This is a genomic window from Brevibacillus brevis (assembly GCF_022026395.1).
Lineage (GTDB): Bacteria > Bacillota > Bacilli > Brevibacillales > Brevibacillaceae > Brevibacillus.
Window position 1 is genome coordinate 3,420,375 of sequence record NZ_CP041767.1, and the last position, 22,995, is coordinate 3,443,369.

General features: G+C 47.1%; 6 protein-coding genes. All 6 read right to left on the reverse strand.

The window, feature by feature from the left end; genetic code table 11:
* Complete coding sequence (locus FO446_RS16220) at positions 1 to 15,567, reverse strand: non-ribosomal peptide synthetase/type I polyketide synthase (protein ID WP_237898525.1); 15,567 nt, start codon at positions 15,565 to 15,567, stop codon at positions 1 to 3.
* A gap of 716 nt (positions 15,568 to 16,283) precedes the next feature.
* Positions 16,284 to 16,964, reverse strand: coding sequence for a metallophosphoesterase family protein (locus tag FO446_RS16225; RefSeq protein WP_173607869.1), 681 nt, complete (start codon positions 16,962 to 16,964; stop codon positions 16,284 to 16,286).
* 171 nt (positions 16,965 to 17,135) lie between these two features.
* Complete coding sequence (locus FO446_RS16230; protein ID WP_173607870.1) at positions 17,136 to 17,783, reverse strand: nitroreductase family protein; 648 nt, start codon at positions 17,781 to 17,783, stop codon at positions 17,136 to 17,138.
* 186 nt (positions 17,784 to 17,969) lie between these two features.
* A complete protein-coding gene (locus FO446_RS16235; RefSeq protein ID WP_173607871.1) occupies positions 17,970 to 18,290 on the reverse strand; it encodes a hypothetical protein in 321 nt (106 codons plus the stop codon).
* Between the two features lie 16 nt (positions 18,291 to 18,306).
* On the reverse strand, positions 18,307 to 20,850 hold the full coding sequence (gene parC / locus FO446_RS16240) for a DNA topoisomerase IV subunit A (RefSeq protein WP_173607872.1): 2,544 nt from the start codon (positions 20,848 to 20,850) through the stop codon (positions 18,307 to 18,309).
* 2 nt (positions 20,851 to 20,852) lie between these two features.
* Positions 20,853 to 22,823: a DNA gyrase/topoisomerase IV subunit B gene (locus FO446_RS16245; protein ID WP_173607873.1), complete on the reverse strand. Its 1,971-nt coding sequence runs from the start codon at positions 22,821 to 22,823 to the stop codon at positions 20,853 to 20,855.
* Positions 22,824 to 22,995 lie beyond the last annotated feature (172 nt).

Genomic DNA, 22,995 nt, shown 5'->3' on the forward strand with positions numbered 1-22,995 from the left:
TCATTGAATTTTTTCACCCAGCAGTTGAGAAAGATGATCTAACTCCTCAATGGACAGCTCATCGTATGTGAAATCTGTTGGGCTTTGCTCGACTGACTCTTTCGATAAGCAGTGCGTAATGATTTCTACGATTTTATCTCGGTAGGCATCCACGAGGCGCTGAATGGTTCCTTCTTCAAACTCTTCACGATGATAAGTAAAAGTAAGTGTCAGCTTGCGATTCACGACCATTCCATTCACATCAAGCGCAAAGGAACGAATGGCGGTCGGACTGATTTCTCGTCCCGGAGAGAGGGAGGAAGTCGTTATGCTCTCTGATTCCAAGTCTGTATCGAACTGACCCAAGTAGTTAAAACTGATCTCGGGCTTTACCTGGAACGTTAACGGAACATCGGTTTGTCTCGCAGACAGATACTGTAAAATACTGTATCCAATACCTTTGTTCGGCACACGTCGCAGGCTGTCTTTCACCATTTTGATCTGGTAGCCAAGCGATTCTGATCGGCTCATATCCAGTACGAATGGATACTGGGCTGTAAACCAACCGACCGTGCGTGAAATATCGATGCCCTTCACGATCTCTTCTCTGCCATGTCCCTCCAGATTGACGAGCACATGCTCTATCCCAGCCCACTCTTTTACCGCCGAACCCAACGCCGTAAGCAACAAATCATTCACTTCCGTGTTATAAGCCTGGTGACTATGCTTAAGCAGCTTTTCTGTGTAAGCTTCATCAAGCTCGATGGTGACATCTGTTGTATCTTGCATAAGCGGTGCCCCAACCGTTTCCGCCTTTGCCAGAGGAGAGAATGGCGTTTCCTCTACCTGCTTCCAATAACTGATTTCCTGTTGAATCTCGCTTCCCTGCGCATATTTTTGCAATTCTTCTGACCATGTTTGATAGGAATCGGTTTTCATAGGCAAGACAGGCTCTTCTTCCTGCAGCAAGGCGTCATACACGGTATGGAAATCTTCCAAGAGAATCCGCCATGAGACGCCATCGACAACGAGATGATGAATCACAATTAACAAGTGATCTCCAGCTTCTGTTCGGAAAAGACCGAGATTTACCAACGCAGTATCCGTCAAATCGATTCCTTCCTGAATAAGCTGTGCAGCTTGCTCCATCTCCTCTACGCTTTGAGACGAAAACTCCCTGATCATGATGGGAACGAGACACTCGTCCAGGTTCCGATGTTGTTGGACAATGTCTGACTCATTCATTTGGAATTTCATTCGCAACGCATCATGATGCTCAATCAGCTTCGTAAATGCTTGTTGAACTAACTCTGGTTCGAAGCCAGCTTCTCTGTACAACATGACAGATTGATTGTAATGATGAGGGTTCTGATGGTTTTGCTCAAAGAAGTTCATCTGGATCGGTGTCAATGCTACTGCTCCCATTACAGGCCCTTGATCAATTTGTCTGGTCAGCGGCTGGAGATATCTGGCTGCATTGCGAATACGCGGGTTTTGGAACAAGTCTTTCAATCGGAGCTCATACCCATGACTCCTCAATCTCGCTATCATCTGAAGAGCTTTAATGGAGTCTCCCCCAAGCTCAAAGAAGTTGTGGGTCACACTTACTTGTGCAAGCCCCAGCACATCCTTCCAGATAGTGACCATGATTTGTTCCTGTTCATCGGACGGCTCGACGATGTGTTCTTCCACCAAGAGAGAGCGATCAGGCAGAGGGAGTTTTTTCCGATCCACTTTTCCAACTGCGGTAATCGGCATAGCGTCTAGTCGGACGAAGAAAGACGGGATCATGTAATCGGGCAAATCTTTCGCGAGCAGGTCTCTCCACTCGTCAGCCGAAAGCTCATGCTCAGTCACAATATACGCGCATAAGTACTTGCTTCCATTTTCTTCTTCTCTGGCGATAACGATTGCTTCTTTTACCTGTTCCAGCGAAAGCAGCTTGCTTTCAATTTCCCCTGGCTCGATTCGATATCCCCTGATTTTGATTTGGAAATCCTTCCTGCCCAGGAAGTGGATGTTCCCATCCGGTAAATAGACAGCCAGGTCTCCTGTCTTATACATTTTTTCGTAACCCGGTTCCGCATATGGATTATCGACAAAGCTCTGTCTCGTTAGCTGCTCGTTATGCAAATAACCTAACCCAAGCGGCATGCCTGAAATGTGGATTTCTCCAGGTACTCCTATCGGCACTCGTTTTCCATACGCATCGAGTAGAAGGATTTTCGTGTTGAAAATCGGTTTTCCAATTGGGATGCGATCTTCTTCTCCCGTAATTTGATAGGCAATGCATCCGATACTTGCTTCTGTCGGACCATACAAATTTGTCGGAGATACATACTGGAATATTTTCAGGAATTTGGAAACAGTAGACGGAACAATTTCCTCGCCGCCGATAATGATCTTTTTGAGCGATTGTAATTTGCCCTGCAGTTCGAGATTTTCAGCTAACTGATTCACGATCACATTAAAAACAGATGGGACGAAATCAGTTAAGGTAATTTGTTCATCTTCAATGATTCCAGCCATGTAATCAGCCGAAACAGTCATTCCTGTAGTAGGCAGTACTGTTTTTCCGCCATTGGTCAGCGGCCAGAAGAATTGCCAAATGGCACTGTCATATACATGGTTGGTAGTCTGAAGGACAGATTGCGCTGCTTCTTGTCCAAAGTAATCATCCATCCAGTTAAAGCGGTTGACGATCCCTCTATGCGGTACGACGACTCCTTTTGGTTTGCCTGTTGAACCAGAAGTAAAAATGACATAGATGGGGTCTTCCGGCGATACGGACAAATTAGGATTTTCCACTTCCGTTGTCAATTGCCCCAGATCAATCTCGACCAATTTCGCTCCCAGATCCGTTTCCGTAAAGGCATGTCCAGATTCTACGAATACGAACTCGCTACCCAGCTCGGCAATAACAGACTGGAGTCGATCGACAGGCCACTGAATGTCCAATGGTGAAAACGCAGCTCCCGTCTTCATTACACCCAATAACGATACGACCAATTCCAGACTTCTTTCCATAAGCACAGGTACGTACTTGCCTTTTCCTATACCGCGTTTCAGCAGATCAGATGCGACTGCGTTGGCTTTTTCGTTCAGTTGTTGGTAAGTGATTGTCGAGCCTTGGTAAGAAACGGCAATTCGATTCGGATAAAGTCTGGCTGATTCCTCGATAGCTATATGGATCGGTTGTACCACCGGATACTCTCGCTTCGTATCATTGCTGAGCTTCTCCAAAATCTGCACTTCTTCCGGAGACATGAGGTCAATCTCGCCCACAAGAATATCCATGTTCGCCGCTACCTGACTCAGTACGTTGGTAAAATGGTTGATAAAACGCGCCATCGTTTCAGGCTTAAATAGGCTGGTGCTATATTCGCACTCCACAAAAAATCTATCATCTCTCGTCTCGACATTCATGACGATGTCTAACTTGGATATTTTCGTTTGGAATGGATAAAGCCTGACGTCTACCCCGTTCCAGTCAAAGGCCGTATCTGCCACATTGTCAAAGGAGAACATGGTGTCAAACAACGGATTCCTGCTTGGGTCGCGTCGAACCTGTAGCTTTTCTACCAGGTCTTCCAATGGATAATCCTGATGTTCAAACGCCAACAGTGACTTCTCACTTAGTTCTCGGACAAACTCGCGGAACGTCTTGCTGCCTGCTGGATAGTTTCGCAGGGCAAGCGTATTTACAAACATTCCCACTACATTTTGAACATCGGTGTGGTTTCGTCCTGCCACCGGAGTCCCTACGACAATGTCCTCTTGCCCGGTATATTTGGACAACAAAACGTTGTACGCCGCCAATAGAATCGAAAAGACTGTTACGTTTGCTTCCTTCGCCACAGCGTGCAATCTACGGGATACATCCGCCTCAATCTCGCTTTCGACCGTACCCCCTTCAAAACTCTGAAACTGGGGTCGCGGATAGTCCGTAGGCAAATTCATGACAGGTAGTTCCCCGCTGAATTCATCTATCCAGAACTGCTCCTGCCTATGCGACTGCCCCGTCGTCTTGATCTGTTTCAGCCAAGCTGAATAGTCCTTGTACTGGACGGTGAGTGGTTCTGGATTTTGCCCGTTGTACAGTTGATTTAACTCATCAATGACGATGCTCACCGATGTTCCATCTGCAATGATGTGGTGCATGTCGATCAGGAGTAAATGCTTGTCCTCCACCAGTTTGAACAGCTTGACGCGCAATAATGGTGCCTGGTTCAGTTCGAACGGCTGAATGAACGTCCGAATGAGATTTTCTATACTCTCCGGACTGTCCTCTGCGTGAGCATGATCGATGGCAAAACGGACAGAGTCATGGACAAATTGTTTCGGTTCACCATTTACGTAGTCGAAGAAAGTACGGAACGCCTCATGCCTTTGGATAAGGGACTGGAATGCGTTTTCCAATGCCACAGAATCGAGCTGTCCGGAAAGAACCAAAGCGCCTGCCATGTTATAGGCCACACTCGTTTCATCGAGTGATTGAACGGTGAAAATCCTTTTTTGTGAAGGAGAGAGCTCATAATGCTCTTGTTTTCCAACCGACTGAATCAACGGCATTTCTGCTTGAGTCGCTTCGGAAATGACGTGGGCAAAACTCCTGACGGTAGGATTTTGGAAAACGGCTCGCAGCGGAATTTCTACCTGCCACTCCTTGTTCACTTTGGCAAGGAGAATGGCAGCATGTAGCGAATGTCCACCGATTTCAAAGAATCGATCCAGAACGCCGACTCGCTCGATCCCCAAGACCTCTTGCCATATTTCTACAACTTTTCTCTCATTTTCTGTCGAAGGCGCTACGTATTCCTCGGATACCAGCTTAGACAGATCAGGTTCAGGCAAAGCATTCCGATCGATTTTGCCGTTTGGCGTCACAGGCAACTCTGCCAATGGGATGATAAAGGTCGGAACCATGAACTCAGGCAAGGAATCGGCTAAAAATCCCTTGATTTCGGATGGACTTACTCCCTCATCCGTCGTGTAATATGCGCACAATACAACGGATTCATCTCCCTTTGTCTTTGGGAGCACAATGGCATTGCGAACCTTTTCATGACGTAACAGCTGATTTTCGACTTCACCCAGCTCCACACGGTATCCACGAATCTTCAATTGGTAGTCCGAACGACCAACAAACTCTATATTTCCATCTGCCATCCAGCGCACAATATCGCCGGTTTTATACATGGACTCACCAGGACGGAAAGGATTTGGGATGAAGCGCTCACGGGTTAATTCCTCTCGGTTCAGATACCCCCGCGCAACACCTGCTCCGCCGATATATAGTTCACCGTACACACCTACCGGCTGTGGCCGCAATTGGGAATCCAGCACATAAAATTCTGTGTTTTGCAGCGGTTTTCCGATCGGAACATTTCCGGTCGTCATTTCGGTATCGCCAGCCATTTCGAAGTAGCTGGAATCAATAGCAGCCTCCGTGACCCCATAGCTATTGATGATTTTGATCTGCCCGAAACGCTCGACCAAGCGGACAAACGCTTCGCTTTGGCATGTATCTGAACCAAGAATTAGCAGTTTCAGATGATCGAGCGGCAATCCATTTTGATAAATGTACTCCATAAAAGGAAGAACAAGAGCAGGTGTCGATTCAAACAAGGAAATTTCGTACCGGGTCAACCACTGATAAAGAGCCGGAAGATCAATCCTTACATCACTCGGACAAATCACCAAATGTCCACCATGCAAAAGAGCTCTGCATAAATCCCCTGCAAACACGTCAAATGAGAAACTAGCCATCTGCAAAAGATTCACATTCATCTGTTCGAGTTCGTACTCGTACCGCCATGTATTGGCTACACTCACCAGGTTGCGATGCTCGATCATGACCCCTTTGGGCTTGCCAGTAGTGCCGGATGTATAAATGATATAAGCGAGATCGCTCGGTCCGGAGATGGCATCGAGATTGGACGAATCCTCCCTGTAACTGGCCTCGGCGTCCAGATCGATTACGGCGCCGCTGAATTCTACTCCGCTCTGTCCATTTTGATTGACCAGCATGACCGTTGCCTGACTGTCTTCCAGCATGAACGAAATGCGGTCCTTCGGATACTGAGGATCAATCGGAACATAGGCACCACCCGCCTTCATGACCGCCAGAACAGCGACGACCATGTTAATCGAGCGCTCTGCCAAAATCGCAACAGAGCTGTTTGGCCTTACACCCTGAACACGTAGCGTCCGGGCCAGACGGTTTGCTTTCGCATTGAGTTCCTGATAGCTGATCTGCTCTTCCCCGTAGGAGACGGCGACTTGCTCTGCATGGCGTATTGCTTCTGCCTCAAACCATTCATAGAAAGTTGGATAGAGAGGAGCGGGGATTTGCTTTCTCGCTTGATTAAAGTCGGCAACCACCTGCTTGATGTCTTCGCTGGACAAGTACTCCAGATCCGCTAGGCAACTCTCATTAGACTGCACAATGGAGTGAAGTATCTTGGCAAAATGATTAGCCATTCGCTCAACCGTATCGCGTTTAAACAGATGCGTGCTGTAATCAAATTGGCAAGTGAGCGTTGTCCCATCGTCATGGACATCAAGACTGAGATCAAAAAGGGACACGCCTTTTGGATATTCATACGTCGTGACTTTGAAATCATCTGAGGCCACGTCGTCAAAGGATTCATAATGGTAATCAAACATGGTATCAAATAAAGGATTCCGGCTCAAATCTTTGTTTAATTGAAGAGCATCAACCAGCTTTTCAAATGGGTACTCCTGATTTTCAAAGGCAAGGAGGGCTTGATTTTTCACTTCTTTCAGGAAGTCCTTAAAGGTCTTGCTTCCTGTAGGATAGTTACGGATCGCCAACGTATTTACAAACATGCCGATCATTCGTTCCAAATCAGGGTGTTGTCTTCCCGCCACAGCAGAACCGACAATCAGCTCCTCCTGCCCCGTGTATCGATAAAGCAGTACATTGTAAGCAGCAAGCAAGACCATATACAAGGTCGTGTCAGTTTCCCTTGCCAATTGGAGTAACTGCTTCCTGACTTCCTCGCTGATTCCCATCAACAAGCGGTCACCTTCATAGGATTGAACCGGCGGTCTTTGGTAATCAACGGGGAGCTTCAGTACTGGGAGCTCTCCTTGGCCAAATTGCTCAAGCCAGTACTCCCTTTGAGCCGAGAGCTGTTCTGACTGCTCCCTCTCTTGCTCCCATGCCACGAAATCTTTATACGTCACGCTGAGCTCAGGCAGTGATTCTCCTCTATACGTATGGAGCAGCTCACGGATAAACAGAGAAACCGAATAGCCGTCCGAAATAATGTGGTGCATGTCCACTGCCACAATGAAGCGCTTGGCTGACACTTGGAAGATTTTCGCCCGAATAAGTGGTGCTTTGCTGAGATCAAATGGCTGGATAAAGGTGCGAATCGCCTCATTTACATCCTCTTCGGACAAGTGTTGGACCTCAATATCAAATGACAGATCATCATGTAGAACTTGCACGACTTCATTATCCCTAATGACAAAGTTGGTCCGGAAAGAATCATGTCTCTGGACAACCTGTTGCAAAGAGTGAATCAGACGATCAAGTTCCACTTCCCCATCAAATTGTAAATAGCCGGACAGGTTATAGGCGGTTCCTCCATCCAGACCTTGGAGGATGTACATCCTTTTCTGTGCGGAAGAAGACTGATAGTATGGCTGCAACTCGCATGAACGAATGGGTGTAAAAGTTTGATGCTTTGATGAGTCTACATATTTGGCTAATTCACGTATCGTCTGCGATTGAAAAATTTGATGCAAAGGAATTTGCACGTGGCATTCCTTGTAAATTCTGCTGAGCATGACAGTCGCTTGTAAGGAGTTCCCGCCTTGTTCAAAAAAATTATCATCCAGATACATTGGGGAGCTTCCCAAGATTTCCTGCCAAATGACTCTGATAGTCTCTTCGGTCGCCGTTCCAGCTGGCTCTGCTTTTCTGCCGCTCATGCTTCTTTGCCCGGCAAGCCGATCGGTTGAATGGATAATCTGGATTTCTCCATTTCCTAGCGGAACAGCAGATTTCGTTGTTCGTTGCCAATGTGACGGATCTGCATGGTCGAGTCCCTCATTAGCCAGATACACCTGTCCGACCGCACCCACAGGAGCCAGTTGCTCATACTGATCCAGGACATAGAGGGAAGCTCGTCCTACCTGATCATCTGGCATTTCCTGCAAAAGCTCTGTCCATTCTGCTGTATATTTGCCCAGGTTGCCACTGGATTCGCGTTTCATTTTTTCCATCTCGTCGGGCTGTAAAAGTGATAGGGCACGAATTCTTTCCTGATCGTCTTCTCCAATACGGTGCAAGAGATTGGCAAAGTAGACGCCCCACTGGCGAAGAATCTCCGTGGTTACTACCCCGCTTCGTGCATCCACATCTACGACAAGCTCTCCGCCCACTTCTGTCACGTTTACAAAAAGATCGTACTTGCTGTAAATGATCCGATTGGGCAGCAGCGTAGCCTTCATTTGAGCGAAAGTCAGGTTATGAAGCGGTCGATCCATATTGAACAACACTGAAAGCTCCGGCAAGTTTTGAGGTGGCAAATTCTCAGCCAATGCAGCAAAGGAGTAAGCTTGATGCTTTTCCATCTCCGCAACCGCCTGTTTCACTCGGAACAAATAATCCGCAGCCGTATCATCTCCGTCAATTTCCGTGCAAATCGGCAAAAGATTGACGCAGTTTCCGATCAAGGACATTTTACCGATATGGGACTGACCCGCAGTAGGAATCGCAACCACCATTTTTCTATTTCCAAGAAGGCGATGAAGGAAGAGGTTAAAAGAAGCCAACAAGGTTATAAACAGGCTGTTCTTGTTTTGAATGCTTCTTTTTCTTGCCTTTCTTGTGATGCTACTGTCGATCTTGAAAGTGATTCTCTCGCCTGTAAAAGATGGTTTTCCCGTTTCTCGTTGCCCTAAAGGAAAAACGAGCTTGGGGATTGGATCTGCGAATTTTTCGTTCCAGTACGCGAGCGCTTCCTGAAACGCCGGTTTCTGCATCTGATCTTCTTGCCAGTTTCGGTAAGCAGAAAACGGTGTAGAAGGCTCGAGCGATATGGGGCGTTTCTGTGTAAGGGCCGAGTAGATATCATCCAGCTCTTTGATAAACACAGCCATGGACCATCCATCCGCAATCATGTGATGGAAGGTGTAGGAAGTCAGGAATTTGGCAGGAGCCAGCTTGATGACACTTACCCGAAACAGCGGGTCCTCAGAGGACAGCTCAAATGGCGTGCCTGTTTGTTCATCCAACAGCTGATTCTTTTTTTCTTCCTGTTCCTCAGACGAAAGGTGGCTCAAATCCACGATTCGAACACGTATGTCCCTCTTGGGAAGAACTACCTGATACTCTCCGTTGGGATCAATGATGGTTCGCAACGCTTCATGGCGATCCACCATGGCTTGGACAGCCTGCTCAAACACAGGGATATCAAGCTCACCCTCGACCTGAAGTGTGGCGGTCTCGTTAAAAGCAGCGGATGCTTCCACGCGATATTTGACTGCAAACCACATTTGTTTCTGTTCGGGGCTAAGGGGAAGCCTCAGTTCTTCCCCCACCCTTTCCACAAGCGTTGCCTCTGGCTTTTGCCCATCCCGTCTCGTAAAGTTTGTCAATTCGACGACTTGATTTTGTTTGCGTCCTCCATTTGGAGAAGTTGGGGGTGGCTCCGGCAAAAAACCTCCTCGGCGCAGATCATCAATACTTTCCTTCACCGCTTGGATCAGTCTCTCGATATCCTCATCAGAATGAGCAGTGGAAAGGAAGCAATTCCTGCCCTCCCATATATAAATGCCCTTGCTGATCAGATGATAGAAGAACAATTCTATATCGGTAAACGATACGAAGCGGAACAAGGAACCGCAATTGATCATCTGGATTGGAATCTGCTCGTTTTTAAAGTATGCGTTAAGTGTTTCTACCAAGTAGAGGGTCTTTTGAGTCAACGCTTCCTGAAGCTTGGGACCCTGTTCCTTCAAATATTCCAGTGTGGCGATGGCGGCATGCATCGTGAGTGGATGCGTGCAGAACGTTCCGCCCACAAACGTCTTTTTCTCCGCATTTACCGGGTAAGACTGATCTCCAAAATTCCAAATTCCCCCATCAACTGCATCCATGAACGCGGCTTTCCCGGCTACAACACCGATCGGCATGCCGCCACCCGGAACTTTCCCATACGTAACGAGGTCTGCTTCTATTCCATACCATGCCTGTGCGCCACCAAGATGTATGCGGAATCCCGTAATGATCTCGTCAAAAATAAGGGCAGTTCCTGATTGGCTAGTAATCTCTCTGACTTCCTTCAAAAATTCCACCGGCTGTAGATCTGGACGGCGGCTTTGAACAGGCTCGACCAATACTGCGGCCAGTTCATGGGCATGTTTTTTGATCAGCTCGATTGATTTTGGATGGTTGTAGTTCAAGACCAGGACGTCATCCACCGTATGCTGGGTAATACCTGGTGCCATCGGTATGGCCTTCCCGTCCTGGGACTCAGGATCAGCAACTGTCAGAATGCCGTCAAATGTACCGTGATAGGAGCCGGAGAACAAGGCGATTTTTGAACGGCCTGTAACAGCTCTGGCCAGGCGCAGTGCCACCATTACTGCCTCGGTCCCCGAATTGTAAAAGGCAACACGCTCCACTCCGGTTAGCTCGCTGATTAACTCCGCTACCCTTCCAGCTACATCCGACATAGGACCCAGCGGAGGTAGATCTGATTGAATCTGCTCCTCGAGCTTTTTCATGATAAATGCGGGATTATGACCGAGCAGGTTTACACCGAAACCCATCGTCAGATCGACGTATTCATTCCCATCCAGATCCCACATTTTGGAGCCAACTGATGCTTGCGTAATAATCGGGTATACCATTTCCTTCCAATAGGAACGGAATCCAGACACATTGCGATTGTTGGCATGAACAAATCGGTGCTCTTGCGTATACTTCTTGGATTGCTTTGTCTTTTCCGTATAGCTTTGAATGAATGCGTTCAGATACTCTCTTTGTGTTGGCGTAAAATTGCCTCGTTCACCGATCATCAGTGGCTGATACGGTATAAAAGGCTTCTGGCGTTCCTCTTCATTCCCTTTGACCTTGACCGATGGTTTTGCCTCAGGTTTTTTGATCTCGGGAGCAACAGTCACAGATTCGACGTGTTGTTTTGACACAAAGCTTTGTTCCTGATTCAACAGCTCCAATTGCTTTTGTAACAACGTAGCCATTTGGTTTTGATGGTCAGATAAGAGCGAAATCTGCTTTTCGATAATGGTTTCAACCGCTCCTGATCTTATCGGGACTGGCATTTTCGCGGATTGCTCACTCGGCTCTGCTTGTTGAATTCGTTGAACGTCATTCTGTTCAACCACTACGTTTGCTTGCGGTTGCTCGATTGCCATCCATTCCATTTGTTTGGCAGAAGCCACAGCCGGGCTACTTGATAACTCCTGAGCGATGTGCGCTGCTAACATATCAACGCTGGTGATGGTTTCAAACAGCTCTTGGGCCGGAATGACCACTCCAAACTTTTCCTGAATTTCACGATTGATTTGTACGAGCATAATAGAATCCAAGCCTAGCTCCAAGAAATGGAGGGATGGATCAATTTCTTCTACAGCAAAACCTGAAGCATGATGAACCAACTCTTTCAGAACTTTTGCGATTGGCGCAGTTCCTATCTCTGACACAGTAGCACCTCTATTTCCGCTAATAGTATTCGTCTGTTCTGGAACGATACTGATCACATCATCTGTAATCCAAGAGCGATGCTGATCGAAAGGATAGACTGGCAATGGCATTTTTCTTCTCTTTTTGCCATCTCTGTAGAACGCATCCCAGTCAACCGTAGCTCCCTGTACATACAAATCGCATAATGTCGTTGCATACGAATACTTCATCTCTGCACTAGCCGTGTGGTACTTTTCCTGCACATCCCGTACGGATTGACTCAATAGATGAACGGTTTCCTCTGGAACGCGCTTTTTACCAGGCGAGTAGACGAAAACGTCTCGATCATTTTCAAGCCGGACCGCCAATCGGTCGAGCTTTTGTTCGAAATCGCTGCGGCTATGCAAAATGAGCGCAATCCTATAGGGAAGCGTTTCTCTCCCGGTGTTTGCCGTATAGCACAAATCAGACAACGAAAGCGGTCCACGGGAAGAAAGAAACTCCTGATAATTTTGAATCAGACGTTGAAGGGCTGACTCGGATTTGGCCGACAAGGTAAACACTTGCACTTCATCTGAGACTGTCATTTCCGCTTCATTTACCGGCACATATTCTTCTAAAATAATGTGGCTATTGGTACCGCTAAACCCAAACGAGCTAACCCCGCATCTCCTTGGATGTCCATCTGTTTCCCATTTTTCCAGTCTGTTTTGCACATAGACTGGGGACTTTTCAAATGCGAAATTGCGATTGGGTTTCTGGAAATGGACGAGGGCTGGGAGCTCTTTGTGTTTTAACTGCAAAGCAGCCTTAATCAATCCAGCGATTCCCGCTGCTTCATATAAATGTCCAATATTCGCTTTGACCGTGCCGATTCCACAAAACTGTTTCTTCTGTGTATATTGTCGGAAAGCTCTCTGAATTCCATCCAGCTCAACGGGGTCCCCGAGCTTTGTACCCGTTCCATGCGTCTCTATATAGCTAATCGTTTCAGGGTCGACTTGGGCATCCTCCCAAGCGTCTACAATTAATTCTGCCTGGGCCTGTGAGTTCGGTGCGGTAATCCCGACTGTAACACCGTCTTGATTAACTGCGCTTCCCTTTATCACGGCATAGATGTGATCCCCGTCCTCGATGGCTTTTTCCAAAGGTTTTAACAAAACAGAAGCTACGCCTTCACCCCAACCCGTTCCATCAGATTGATCGTCAAACGCCCTTGAACGGTTGTCAGAGGATTCCATTCCAATTCCAGCCTTCTGCGCCAGCAGGATGGTTTTGACTCCCCCTGCCAATGCCATCTCACAATCACCGCTTTGGATAGCCTTGCACGCCATATGAACGGCAACCAGGGAAGACGAGCAGGCCGTATCCACGGTGACAGCAGGGCCACGCAAATCAAGCAAGTGTGAAATGCGGCTTGCAATTATGGAAGGAAGGTTGCCTACTACATAAGAAGGCAAATCCTTGGGACTTACCACTGACAAAAGGCGTTCGTAATCGTATCCCAGCTTGGAGAAGCCGACATACACCCCTACTTTTTCCCCTGAAAGCTTGTGCCCTCCATAGCCTGCATCCTCTAGCGTATTCCAAGCATTTTGAAGGAACAGCCTTTGGTTGGGGTCCATTAGCTTCGCTTCTTTTGGGGTAATAGAGAAGAATGAATAATCAAATTTGTCAATCTCCTCTAAATAACCACCTTCTACAAGGGTTGGATTGCCCTGCTCGCCTCTAACCAGCGATACATATTGTTCTGTGTCCTTTCGTCTCTGACCTTGAAGCTCATGAATGCAATCCTTTCCTTCCCGGATGTTTTGCCAAAATTGATCAACATCCTGAGCCTGCGGGAACTTACAAGAAATCCCGATAATTGCGATATCCTTTTGTTTCTGTTCAGTTGTATCTGTCTGTTTAATATGATCAGCCGTTTTTTCCTCAGGGACGAGACTGCGGGCAAGCCTGGCGATCGTCGGATAGGCGAACAAATCGGTTACCGCCAACGTGATCCCCATCTCCTCTTCTATCCGCCCTGCTAACTGGGTCAACTGCATAGAGGACGCGCCTACGTCAAAATAACTGTCGTTTAGTCCCAATCTGTCTGATTGAAGCACCTCGCGGCAAATGGCAAGCATTTGCTTCTCTAATTCTTCACGTGACTGAGGTGATTGATCAGCTCTCTCCTCTTTTACCTCTTCAGTGGTTCGGCGTCGCATTTCCTCGGAAACATCTCGAAATGCTCCAGACTGATACTCCCTTGCCACTCTATATCGTTCCACTTTTCCACTCGTTGTTTTGGGGATGCGCTGAATCGGCAAGACCTCGCTTATTCTCCATCCGGTTCGCTCGTTCAAATGCGTTTTCACTTTCTTGGAAAGCTCTATGAACTCTTCTACACTTTTCCGGTGAAGGATAAACACAAGAATGTCTTCTTCTTTGCTTTCCTCGTTGAATACCCCGCAAGCAACGACCTTCCCAAGCTCGACTCCTTCGACTTCTTCAGCAATCCGCTCAATATCATGCGGGTAAACGTTTTGACCATTCACGAAAATGATGTCTTTCGCACGCCCAGTAATGACAAGACGTTCATTTCGCATAAAACCCAAATCCCCGGTTCGGAGCCATCCATCATCCGTCATTACATTAGCGGTAGCAGCAGGGTTGTTGTAATATCCAGCAGTTACATTCTTCCCTCTAATCTGGATATGGCCAACCGTATCGCTTGGCAGCTCGCGATCCTCGTCATCACATATTCTTACCTCGCAAAAATCGATGGGGTAACCGACTTCTACCAAGGTGAGTGCTTCTGGATTTGTTTGATCCGTCATCTTGATTGGCTTTCCTACCTGAATAAACCTACGATCCAGAGAAAGCGTTGTAAAATGCAGGTTCTGATCGGGTATCGATACTCCCACAGAGGCTTCAGCCAATCCATAGCACGGGAGCATGCTTGTTTTCTTCAATCCATATGGACTCATTTGATCCAAAAACTGATGGATTAATTCGGAAGCAATAGGTTCGGCTCCATTTAAAATCGTGCGAAGCGTGGACAAATCCCACCCCTCTGCCACTTCCGGTTTAAATCTGGACAACACATATTTATATCCAAAGTTCGGAGAAGAAGAAATTGTCGCCTTGTGCTCGCTTACCTTCTTCAGCCATAGAGTAGGCCGCCTGATAAACAGTGAGGTATGAATAAAATAATGCTGAACTCCTGCATACAACGGGGATAAATGGAACCCGATCATCCCCATGTCATGAGTTAAGGGCATCCAGCTTAGAAATGAATCAGACTCAGTCGTTCCAAGTCTGTTATTAATCGCAAGCACATTATGGACAAGGTTTTCATGCGTCAGGGTAACCCCTTTTGGATCTCCTGTAGACCCGGATGAAAATTGAATAAAGGCCACATGATCAGCAGAAGGATAATAGATTGTGCCCTTCTCTTCTCTTTTCCCGGTCTCATCAAGCAGGAAGGACTTCGACTTCAACGATTCCATTTCCGTCAGGTAGTTGTGTTTACGAAAGAAATCCTCCAGTCGTTTCCACACGCTGTCCGTCGTAATGAGATATGGATTGATTAATGTCCGCCAAACCTTTAACAGCTTAAGACGATGCTCTTCGTTATCCCCAACGGAGATAGGAACAGCAATCATTCCACCGAGTAAGCATGCCCAAAAAAGGCAGACAAAAGTTCGAAGATTACTATCCTCAATTTGAAAAACGACCTCATCACCAGGCTTGATTCCACTTTTTTGGAGGACAAATAAATAGCCGAGGGCTTCTTCATACAGTTCTTTATAAGAAACAAACACCTCATTCTGGTCTCCCAAAATGAAGGTAACGCCTTTATGGTCCTCGTTCTTCCACAATTCTAGTGCTTCTACTAATGTCTGAACAAAATGCAAAGCGTTGTTCCTCCCTTGTCCCGTGTTTGATAGTTTCTAGCTTGCCTGGTGAGCATAACCACTCCAAATGCTCCCTCTTGCATTTGTAAAACCGATAGAGCCCTTCTTTGTTCTACCCACGTGATACAAGAGAAGTGAATTTCCCCAAGCTATAACTCGTTTTAGGAATCGCCTGTCTCCTGCTTTCTTTTCCGGGTAGACGCAGGCTGGTACGCGGAATGAGAAAACAGCTCCCCATTCTGAATATTAGGAACCTTTACCCGAAAACGCCACTTACCCGGAAGAAAAAGCGACCAGTTACATGTTTTTACTTATATTCCCTTTAATTGATTTTTATTGAAGTGATACACAGCAAGAAACCATCGCCAAAATGAGATGGTACTTCTTAAATGGCTAGTTCTTTTGTCTTTTCTAGTAGTGGAATAAACACGACGATTAGAGTAACGGTCACATTACAACGAGTATGGCAGGGGAAATTGGTCATTAATTTGCTAATATTCACGTGGACTAATATGATGGTAAACTATAAGAATATGAGTGAGTTGGGAATATTTTACTATCCCAAATATTAGAAGACAAGCCTTTAATTATTAATTTTTGCAATTTATTTAAATAAAAATTCATTACAATATTACTCTGAACTTATCTTGACGATATCAAAAAGGCTTTCACCCACTCTTTGTAAAGAGAGGTGAAAGCCTTTTATTTTTAGTCGATCACTCTACCGAGTAAACCTTTCGGCTTGGCAACTCCAAGCAATGCAGACGGCCGCCGTATACGGCACCTCCGTCAATGCCGATAATTTTATTTTCTCCGTAATACACATCATGTTTACCGTGCAAATAACTGGTCGGCGTGTGACCAAAAACAACGGTCTTCTCCCCCTGGTAGCCTTTATGGAACTCTTCACGTATCCACATCAACAGATACGGATCAGTCTCTGCGACAGGAGTCTCGGGATGTACACCCCCGTGAACAAAAATATAATCATCGGTTTCATAATAGCAGTCCAAGCCAGCCAAAAATTCCAGATGTTCTTTGACGGAAGAGGTGATTTCCAAGGCCTCTGGTGCGCCAGACTCCGTATCTGCTGCAGCATGCCCATAGCTCGCCAACGTCTTTTGTGCACCGTTTCGGAACCATCGTTCAATAAAGACTGGATCTTGCTCGAATGATTTAACCATCATATGATCATGGTTGCCCATCAACACAATTGCCCCTTCTGCATGGAGCTGTTTTACCTTGTCGACGACGCCCTTCGATTCTGGACCACGGTCTACATAATCACCTAGCAGGATCAATTGATCGTTTTGTGGATCGTACTGAATTTGCTCCATCAACGATTCCAGTTTCTCTAGTTCCCCATGAATATCGCTGATTGCCAACAATCTTTTCATCCTACACCCTTCTTTCGCTCGTCTGCAGCTTCTCTCAGATACTGTCATGTCTCCCTATTGTACGCCCCATTTCACCTGATTGCCAGCATGTCTACCTCTCAAAAGCTTGCAAACGTGAAAAAGCCCAGGCCCAAAATCCTATCAGGCCAAGGCTATTCCATTTCTCTATGCTTATTTACTCGGCATCTCATTCCAGAACGTAATCTCTTCTACATCCAGGCGAGTAGTCGGATGACCAGGTTCTGCCGCTTTGCCGACTGCAATCAACATGACTGTTTCATATTGATCCGGAATTTGGAAAGCTTCCTTGAATTTCTCGCTGTTATAGCCTCCCATTGGCACCGTGTCATACCCTCTCGCCTTGGCAATGAGCATCAATTGCATCGAGACGAGACCTCCGTCTACCAAAGCAATTTCCTTGATGCTTGCTCGATCCCGATTCTCATAACGCTTGTTGATGTTGTCGATGAGTGTAGCCTTTACTTCCTCGGTCATATAGCCTGCTTCAACCGCTTTGTTGTAAATGCTCCCTGCTTGTTTGTAGCCCTCATAATCAGCCAGGACTGCAATAACCGCCGCAGCCTCTACCACCTGCTTTTGGTTAAATGCGATGGGGAGCAGCTTCTCTTTCAATGGCTGTTCATCGATAATCAAAAACCGCCATGGCTGGAGGTTGGAGCTGGAAGGTGCCAAGGTCGCTTCCTTCAGCATTTCCTTTAGTTCATCCTGCGAGATTTTTGCTGCTGGATCGTAATGACGTACGGAACGACGCTCCCGAATGACGTCCATAAAAGCCTTTTGATCGATAACTTTTTCCATGATTCCATCCTCCAGTAATAAGTATGCGAATTTAGTAAGTTACTAACTTTATTACACAACAACTCGTGTTCAAACTGTATCACATATTCCATTTTGCTGGCAATCTTTTTGTATGCAAAAAAACGCTTTGGCAAAACGATTCACATCCTGTCATGGATGCAAGCGCGTCACCAAAGCGTTTATTTGTTAAACCGGAGAAAAAGCGGACAGAACGGCTGGCTGTCTCACTGTGTCTCCATTCGGAAGTTCGACAACGAGATAGCCACTTCCTTCGTCCTCAGCTGCTTCCCATCTCAATGCAAAAGCTTTGCGGCTAAATGCTTCCTCTTCGTCCAGACAAGCAAGCATCGTCTTTAATGTGTCTAACGTAATCGGCACAGGCACACTTGCTCCTTGCTCTTGTGGAAGAGAGAGAAGTTTCGGCGCATCTTCGAAATATTGCACGGTATCGAGGAGCAGAGAAACCTGCTGCCAGCTTAGCGGTGAAACAAAGGCTTCAAACGCCATCTATTCATCATTCCTTTTATTCACGATGATTTCCATCGAACAGGCTAGACTGGACATTAGGTGTCTTCTGTTGTCCTGCTGTACCAGCTCCGTCTCCCGAACCTTTTGCCGTCGCTTCGTCCTTCGGTTCATCTGTCGGCAAAATGGTTTCAAAAGCAACTGATTTTACTCCACCCTCCACCAGTTGTCGCCCAATACCACCTTGCTCGTTGACGATCACTTGCTCTGTCTCAACAAGGGTCCATTCGTTCTGCGACGTCCACGCATAAACCGTTTCCTCGATGAACATCGCAACAAGCTCATGCGGGTTATTTTTTCGTTTACGAATCAACTGTACGCCTTTGCCTGCACGAGCCTGGAGTGGGATCGCAGCAATGGCTGTGCGTTTGACAACCCCTTCAGCGGTCAACAAACTAAAGGCACGAGAATCGACTTCCTCAATCGGAAGCATCGTGATCACAACGTCGCCAGGAGCAAGTGCGATTGCTTTTACCCCACTCGACGCTCTACCAGTAGCGCTGACTTCACTGCGCTGGAATCGGATGCCCATGCCATCTTTCGTCGCACCGAGTATCGCGCCAGCTTCGTCCGCCACAAATACATTCACAAACTCGTCATCGTCGCCTTTTATCTTTGCAGCTACCAACGCACTGGAACGATTTGTTTCGTATTCGGACAACGCCGTCTTTTTCATCAAACCCTTTTTGCTTACATGGTATACATACAGCGGTTGTTTGAAGTTTTCTACGATCGTAAAGCCAACAATCCGCTGATTCTTCTCCAACGGGATAATATTGACGAGGGCCGAACCGATATCCTTCCACTTATCGTCCGGGAAGGCATTGACCAGTGTGGCGAAGTATTTACCGTCCTGGGTAAAGAAGAGAGCGGTGTGAGACGTATTCGTCTCCATGAAATAACGGACACGGTCTCCTTCTTTTACCCCACATGTTTCCAGCGTTCCCCCTACTGATTTGAAGGAGCGCGGGCTCGTCCGCTTGATATATCCTTCGTTTGTCAGGGTTACGATGCAATCCTCGGCATTGATTTGCATTGCGATATCGATTTTGATTTCCTCGATCTCGCCCTGGATTTCTGTCAGGCGCTCTTCTGCGTATTTTTTCTTGATCTCGTTCAGCTCGCCTGTAATGACTTGAATCAGCTTTTTCTCGCTTGCCAAAATCGATTTCAGTTCCTCGATTTCTTTTGCCAATGTAGCCAATTCTTTTTCCAGCTTGACGATATCCAAACGTGTCAAGGAAGCGAGCTGAATGCTCAAGATCGCATCTGCCTGATTTTCGGTGAAGCCGTATTTCTCCATGATGTTTTTCTTGGCATCTGCACGGTCTTCCGAATCCATAATCGTATCGACGATTTGACGCAAAATGGACTTGGCACGAATCAAGCCTTCCACGATATGCTCTCGGCTTTGCTTTCGATCCAGATCATATTGGCAGCGATTCGTGACGACTTCTTTTTGGTGGTCGATGTACGCCCCCAATAAAGCCTTAAGTCCCATCTGACGGATGGTCCCCTCATGAATCACGTTCATGTTGTAATTGTAATAGATTTGCAGATCCGTATTTTTGTACAGGTAGTTGAGAATCGCCTGCTCATCCGCTTCCTTGCGAATATCCACTACGATGCGAACTTTTTTCTGTTCGGCCTCTTTGCGTCCGGTTTCATCGCGAACCGCCAGTGCCCCCTCGATTTTGCGCTCCATCACGAGCTCATCGATTTGGGCGACGAGCTTCGACTTGACCACTTCGTAAGGGATTTCGGAAATGACGATTTTTTTGATCTTGCCGCCTTTTGGCTCCTCTATATGCGTCTTCCCGCGAATGATGAATTGGCCGCGTCCTGTCTCAAAAGCCTTGCGAATCCCGGACAGCCCTTGAACAATGCCGCCTGTCGGAAAATCTGGGCCTTTGACATGCTGCATCAGTTCATCCAGCGAGATATTTGGGTTCTTCATTTGTGCAACAGCCGCATCAATGACTTCGCCCAAATTGTGCGTAGGGATATCAGTTGCAAAACCAACCGCGATCCCGGCAGCGCCATTCACGAGAAGATTGGGAAACCGTGAAGGCAATACTGCCGGTTGTTGAGCGGAGTTGTCGTAGTTCGGGATAAATGTAACCGTATCCTTTTCAATATCGCGCAAAAGCTCATTGGCCAATGCCGACAGTCTGGATTCGGTATAACGCATAGCGGCTGGCGGGTCTGCATCCAAGCTACCAAAGTTTCCATGGCCTTGAATGAGCACTTGGCGCATTTTCCACCACTGCGCCATCCGCACCATCGTTTCGTAAATCGCCGAGTCACCGTGCGGGTGATAGGTACCCATCACGTACCCGACCGTTTTCGCTGATTTACGGTATGGTTTATCGTTCGTGTTGCCTTCTTGGTACATGGCATACAAAATCCGGCGCTGTACCGGTTTTAGTCCATCGCGAGCATCTGGGATCGCGCGTGAGAGAATAACCAGATTGGCATAGTCCCCAAAGCGCTTTCCCATAATCTCCGCGAAGCTCTGCTTAATAATTTGATTGGACAGCATGCTTATTCATCCTCCCCCACTTCAAAGGTGACGTGGTTCTCGATCCACTCACGCCGTGGTGGGACTTTGTCACCCATCAAAACGGTTACCAGCTTCTCACAGTGAGCGAGGTCTTCCAGTTCAACCTTAATGAGCTTGCGCGTCTCAGGGTCCATGGTTGTTTCCCAGAGCTGATCGGCGTTCATCTCACCCAAACCTTTGTAGCGCTGCACTTCAGCACCGCGTCCAGCCTTTTTCAATGCCTGTTCCAGCTCGTAATCGCTCCAACAATAGATTGCCTCTGTCTGCTTGCCCTTGCTCTGCTTTTTCACCTGATACAAAGGTGGTTGCGCAATATACAAGTGACCAGCTGCAATCATCGGGCGCATGTAGCGGAAGAAGAAGGTCAAGAGCAGCGTTTGAATGTGCGAGCCGTCAACGTCCGCGTCAGACATGATGATGACTTTGTCAAATGCACAGTTTTCGATGGAAAACTCTTCGCCAATATCGGTTTCAAGCACCTCGAGGATCGTGCGGAACTCTTCATTCGCCAATACCTCGGATAGCTTTGCTTTTTCTGTGTTCAACGGCTTCCCGCGCAGGCTGAACAAAGCTTGGAACTCTGAATTACGCGCCTGTTTTGCAGAGCCACCCGCAGAATCCCCCTCGACGAGGAAGAGCTCGTTGCGCTTGGAGTCTCTGTATTGCGGCGGAGTGAACTTTTCCGAAATCGATTTGCGCTTTTTCGCGGTTTTGCCTTTCTTGTCGCCGCGCAGGGCTTCGCGTTGTTTGCGCAGCTCTTCGCGAATCTCAGCAGAACGCAATGCCTTGTCAATCAGCAGCTTGCCTATTTCCGGATTTTCCTCGAGGAAGAAGCCTAGCTTTTCGGAAACAATCTGTTCTACGATTGCCCGTGCTTCTTCGTTCCCCAGCTTGTCTTTTGTTTGGGACTCAAACTGGACGTCAGCCATTTGCAATGACAATACACCGAGGAAACCTTCCCGCAAATCGTTTCCAGTTAAGTTCGGGTCCTTTTCTTTCAAGTACCCTTTTTTCCGGGCAAATTCGTTAAAGATCCGGGTTGTACCGTTGCGGAAGCCCGTAACATGAGTTCCACCGTCCGCTGTTACAATGGAGTTGACATAGGACACCAGTGTCTCTGCATAGCCGTCATTGTACTGAAAAGCCAGTTCAACGTAGATATTGTCCTTTTCCCCTTCGAAGTAAACGATCGGATGGAGCGTATTTTTCCCCTCGTTCAAATAAGAAACGTATGATTTCAAGCCATCTTCGAAATAAAACTCTTCCCGTTTCTTTTCAGGACCACGCTCGTCATTCAAAACCATGCGCAGCTTTTTCAAAAGGAATGCCGTCTCACGGAATCGATCACGAATGGTCTCATAATCAAAGCGAGCGTTGCCAAACACCGCGTCATCCGGGAGAAAACGTACCGTTGTTCCAGTGCGTTTGGTGTTCCCTGTGATTTCAAGACCGGTAACCGGTTTACCAACATGCTCAGTTCCATTTGCATCTACAACATATTCAAAGCGTTGCTTATGAATTTTGCCTTCCCGATGGATTTCAACCTCAAGCCATTTGGACAAGGCCACAACAACACTGGAACCTACTCCGTGCAAGCCACCACTTTTTTTATATCCGCCACCGCCGAATTTACCACCGGCATGGAGCGTCGTAAAAATGACTTCTGGTACAGGTCGGCCAGTCTTGTGCATACCCGTTGGAATTCCGCGCCCATGGTCCTCTACACTGACACTTCCATCCTTGTACAAAGTGACGATGATGCTATCATTAACGCCGGCAAGCGCCTCGTCTTTGGCATTATCTACAATTTCCCACAGCAGATGATGCAGGCCACGCGAGCCCGTGGAGCCTATGTACATTCCAGGGCGTTTTCGAACGGCAATCAAGCCTTCTAAGACCTGAATATCTTCTTCCGTATACGTTAATGTTTGCTGTGTTTCTGTTTCCTTCAATCGCGCTCTCCCCTCTACTCTTCGGACACGTAGAAAAACGATCATGCCTTTTTTACTGATGGCTAGCGTCGTATTCACCTTTTTTGAAAAACGCCGAGATGATTCAATCACCATTGAGAGGAACGTTTTCCTAATAAAAGCGAACACTTAATCGCTATTGTACCGTATGGTT

What these genes read in the sequence shown, in the direction of transcription:
- FO446_RS16235 (WP_173607871.1), bottom strand. Translation starts at nt 18,290, where the DNA reads ATGGCGTTTGAAGCCTTTGTTTCACCGCTAAGCTGGCAGCAGGTTTCT.
- FO446_RS16230 (WP_173607870.1), bottom strand. Translation starts at nt 17,783, where the DNA reads ATGGAAAAAGTTATCGATCAAAAGGCTTTTATGGACGTCATTCGGGAG.
- FO446_RS16225 (WP_173607869.1), bottom strand. Translation starts at nt 16,964, where the DNA reads ATGAAAAGATTGTTGGCAATCAGCGATATTCATGGGGAACTAGAGAAA.
- parC (WP_173607872.1), bottom strand. Translation starts at nt 20,850, where the DNA reads ATGCTGTCCAATCAAATTATTAAGCAGAGCTTCGCGGAGATTATGGGA.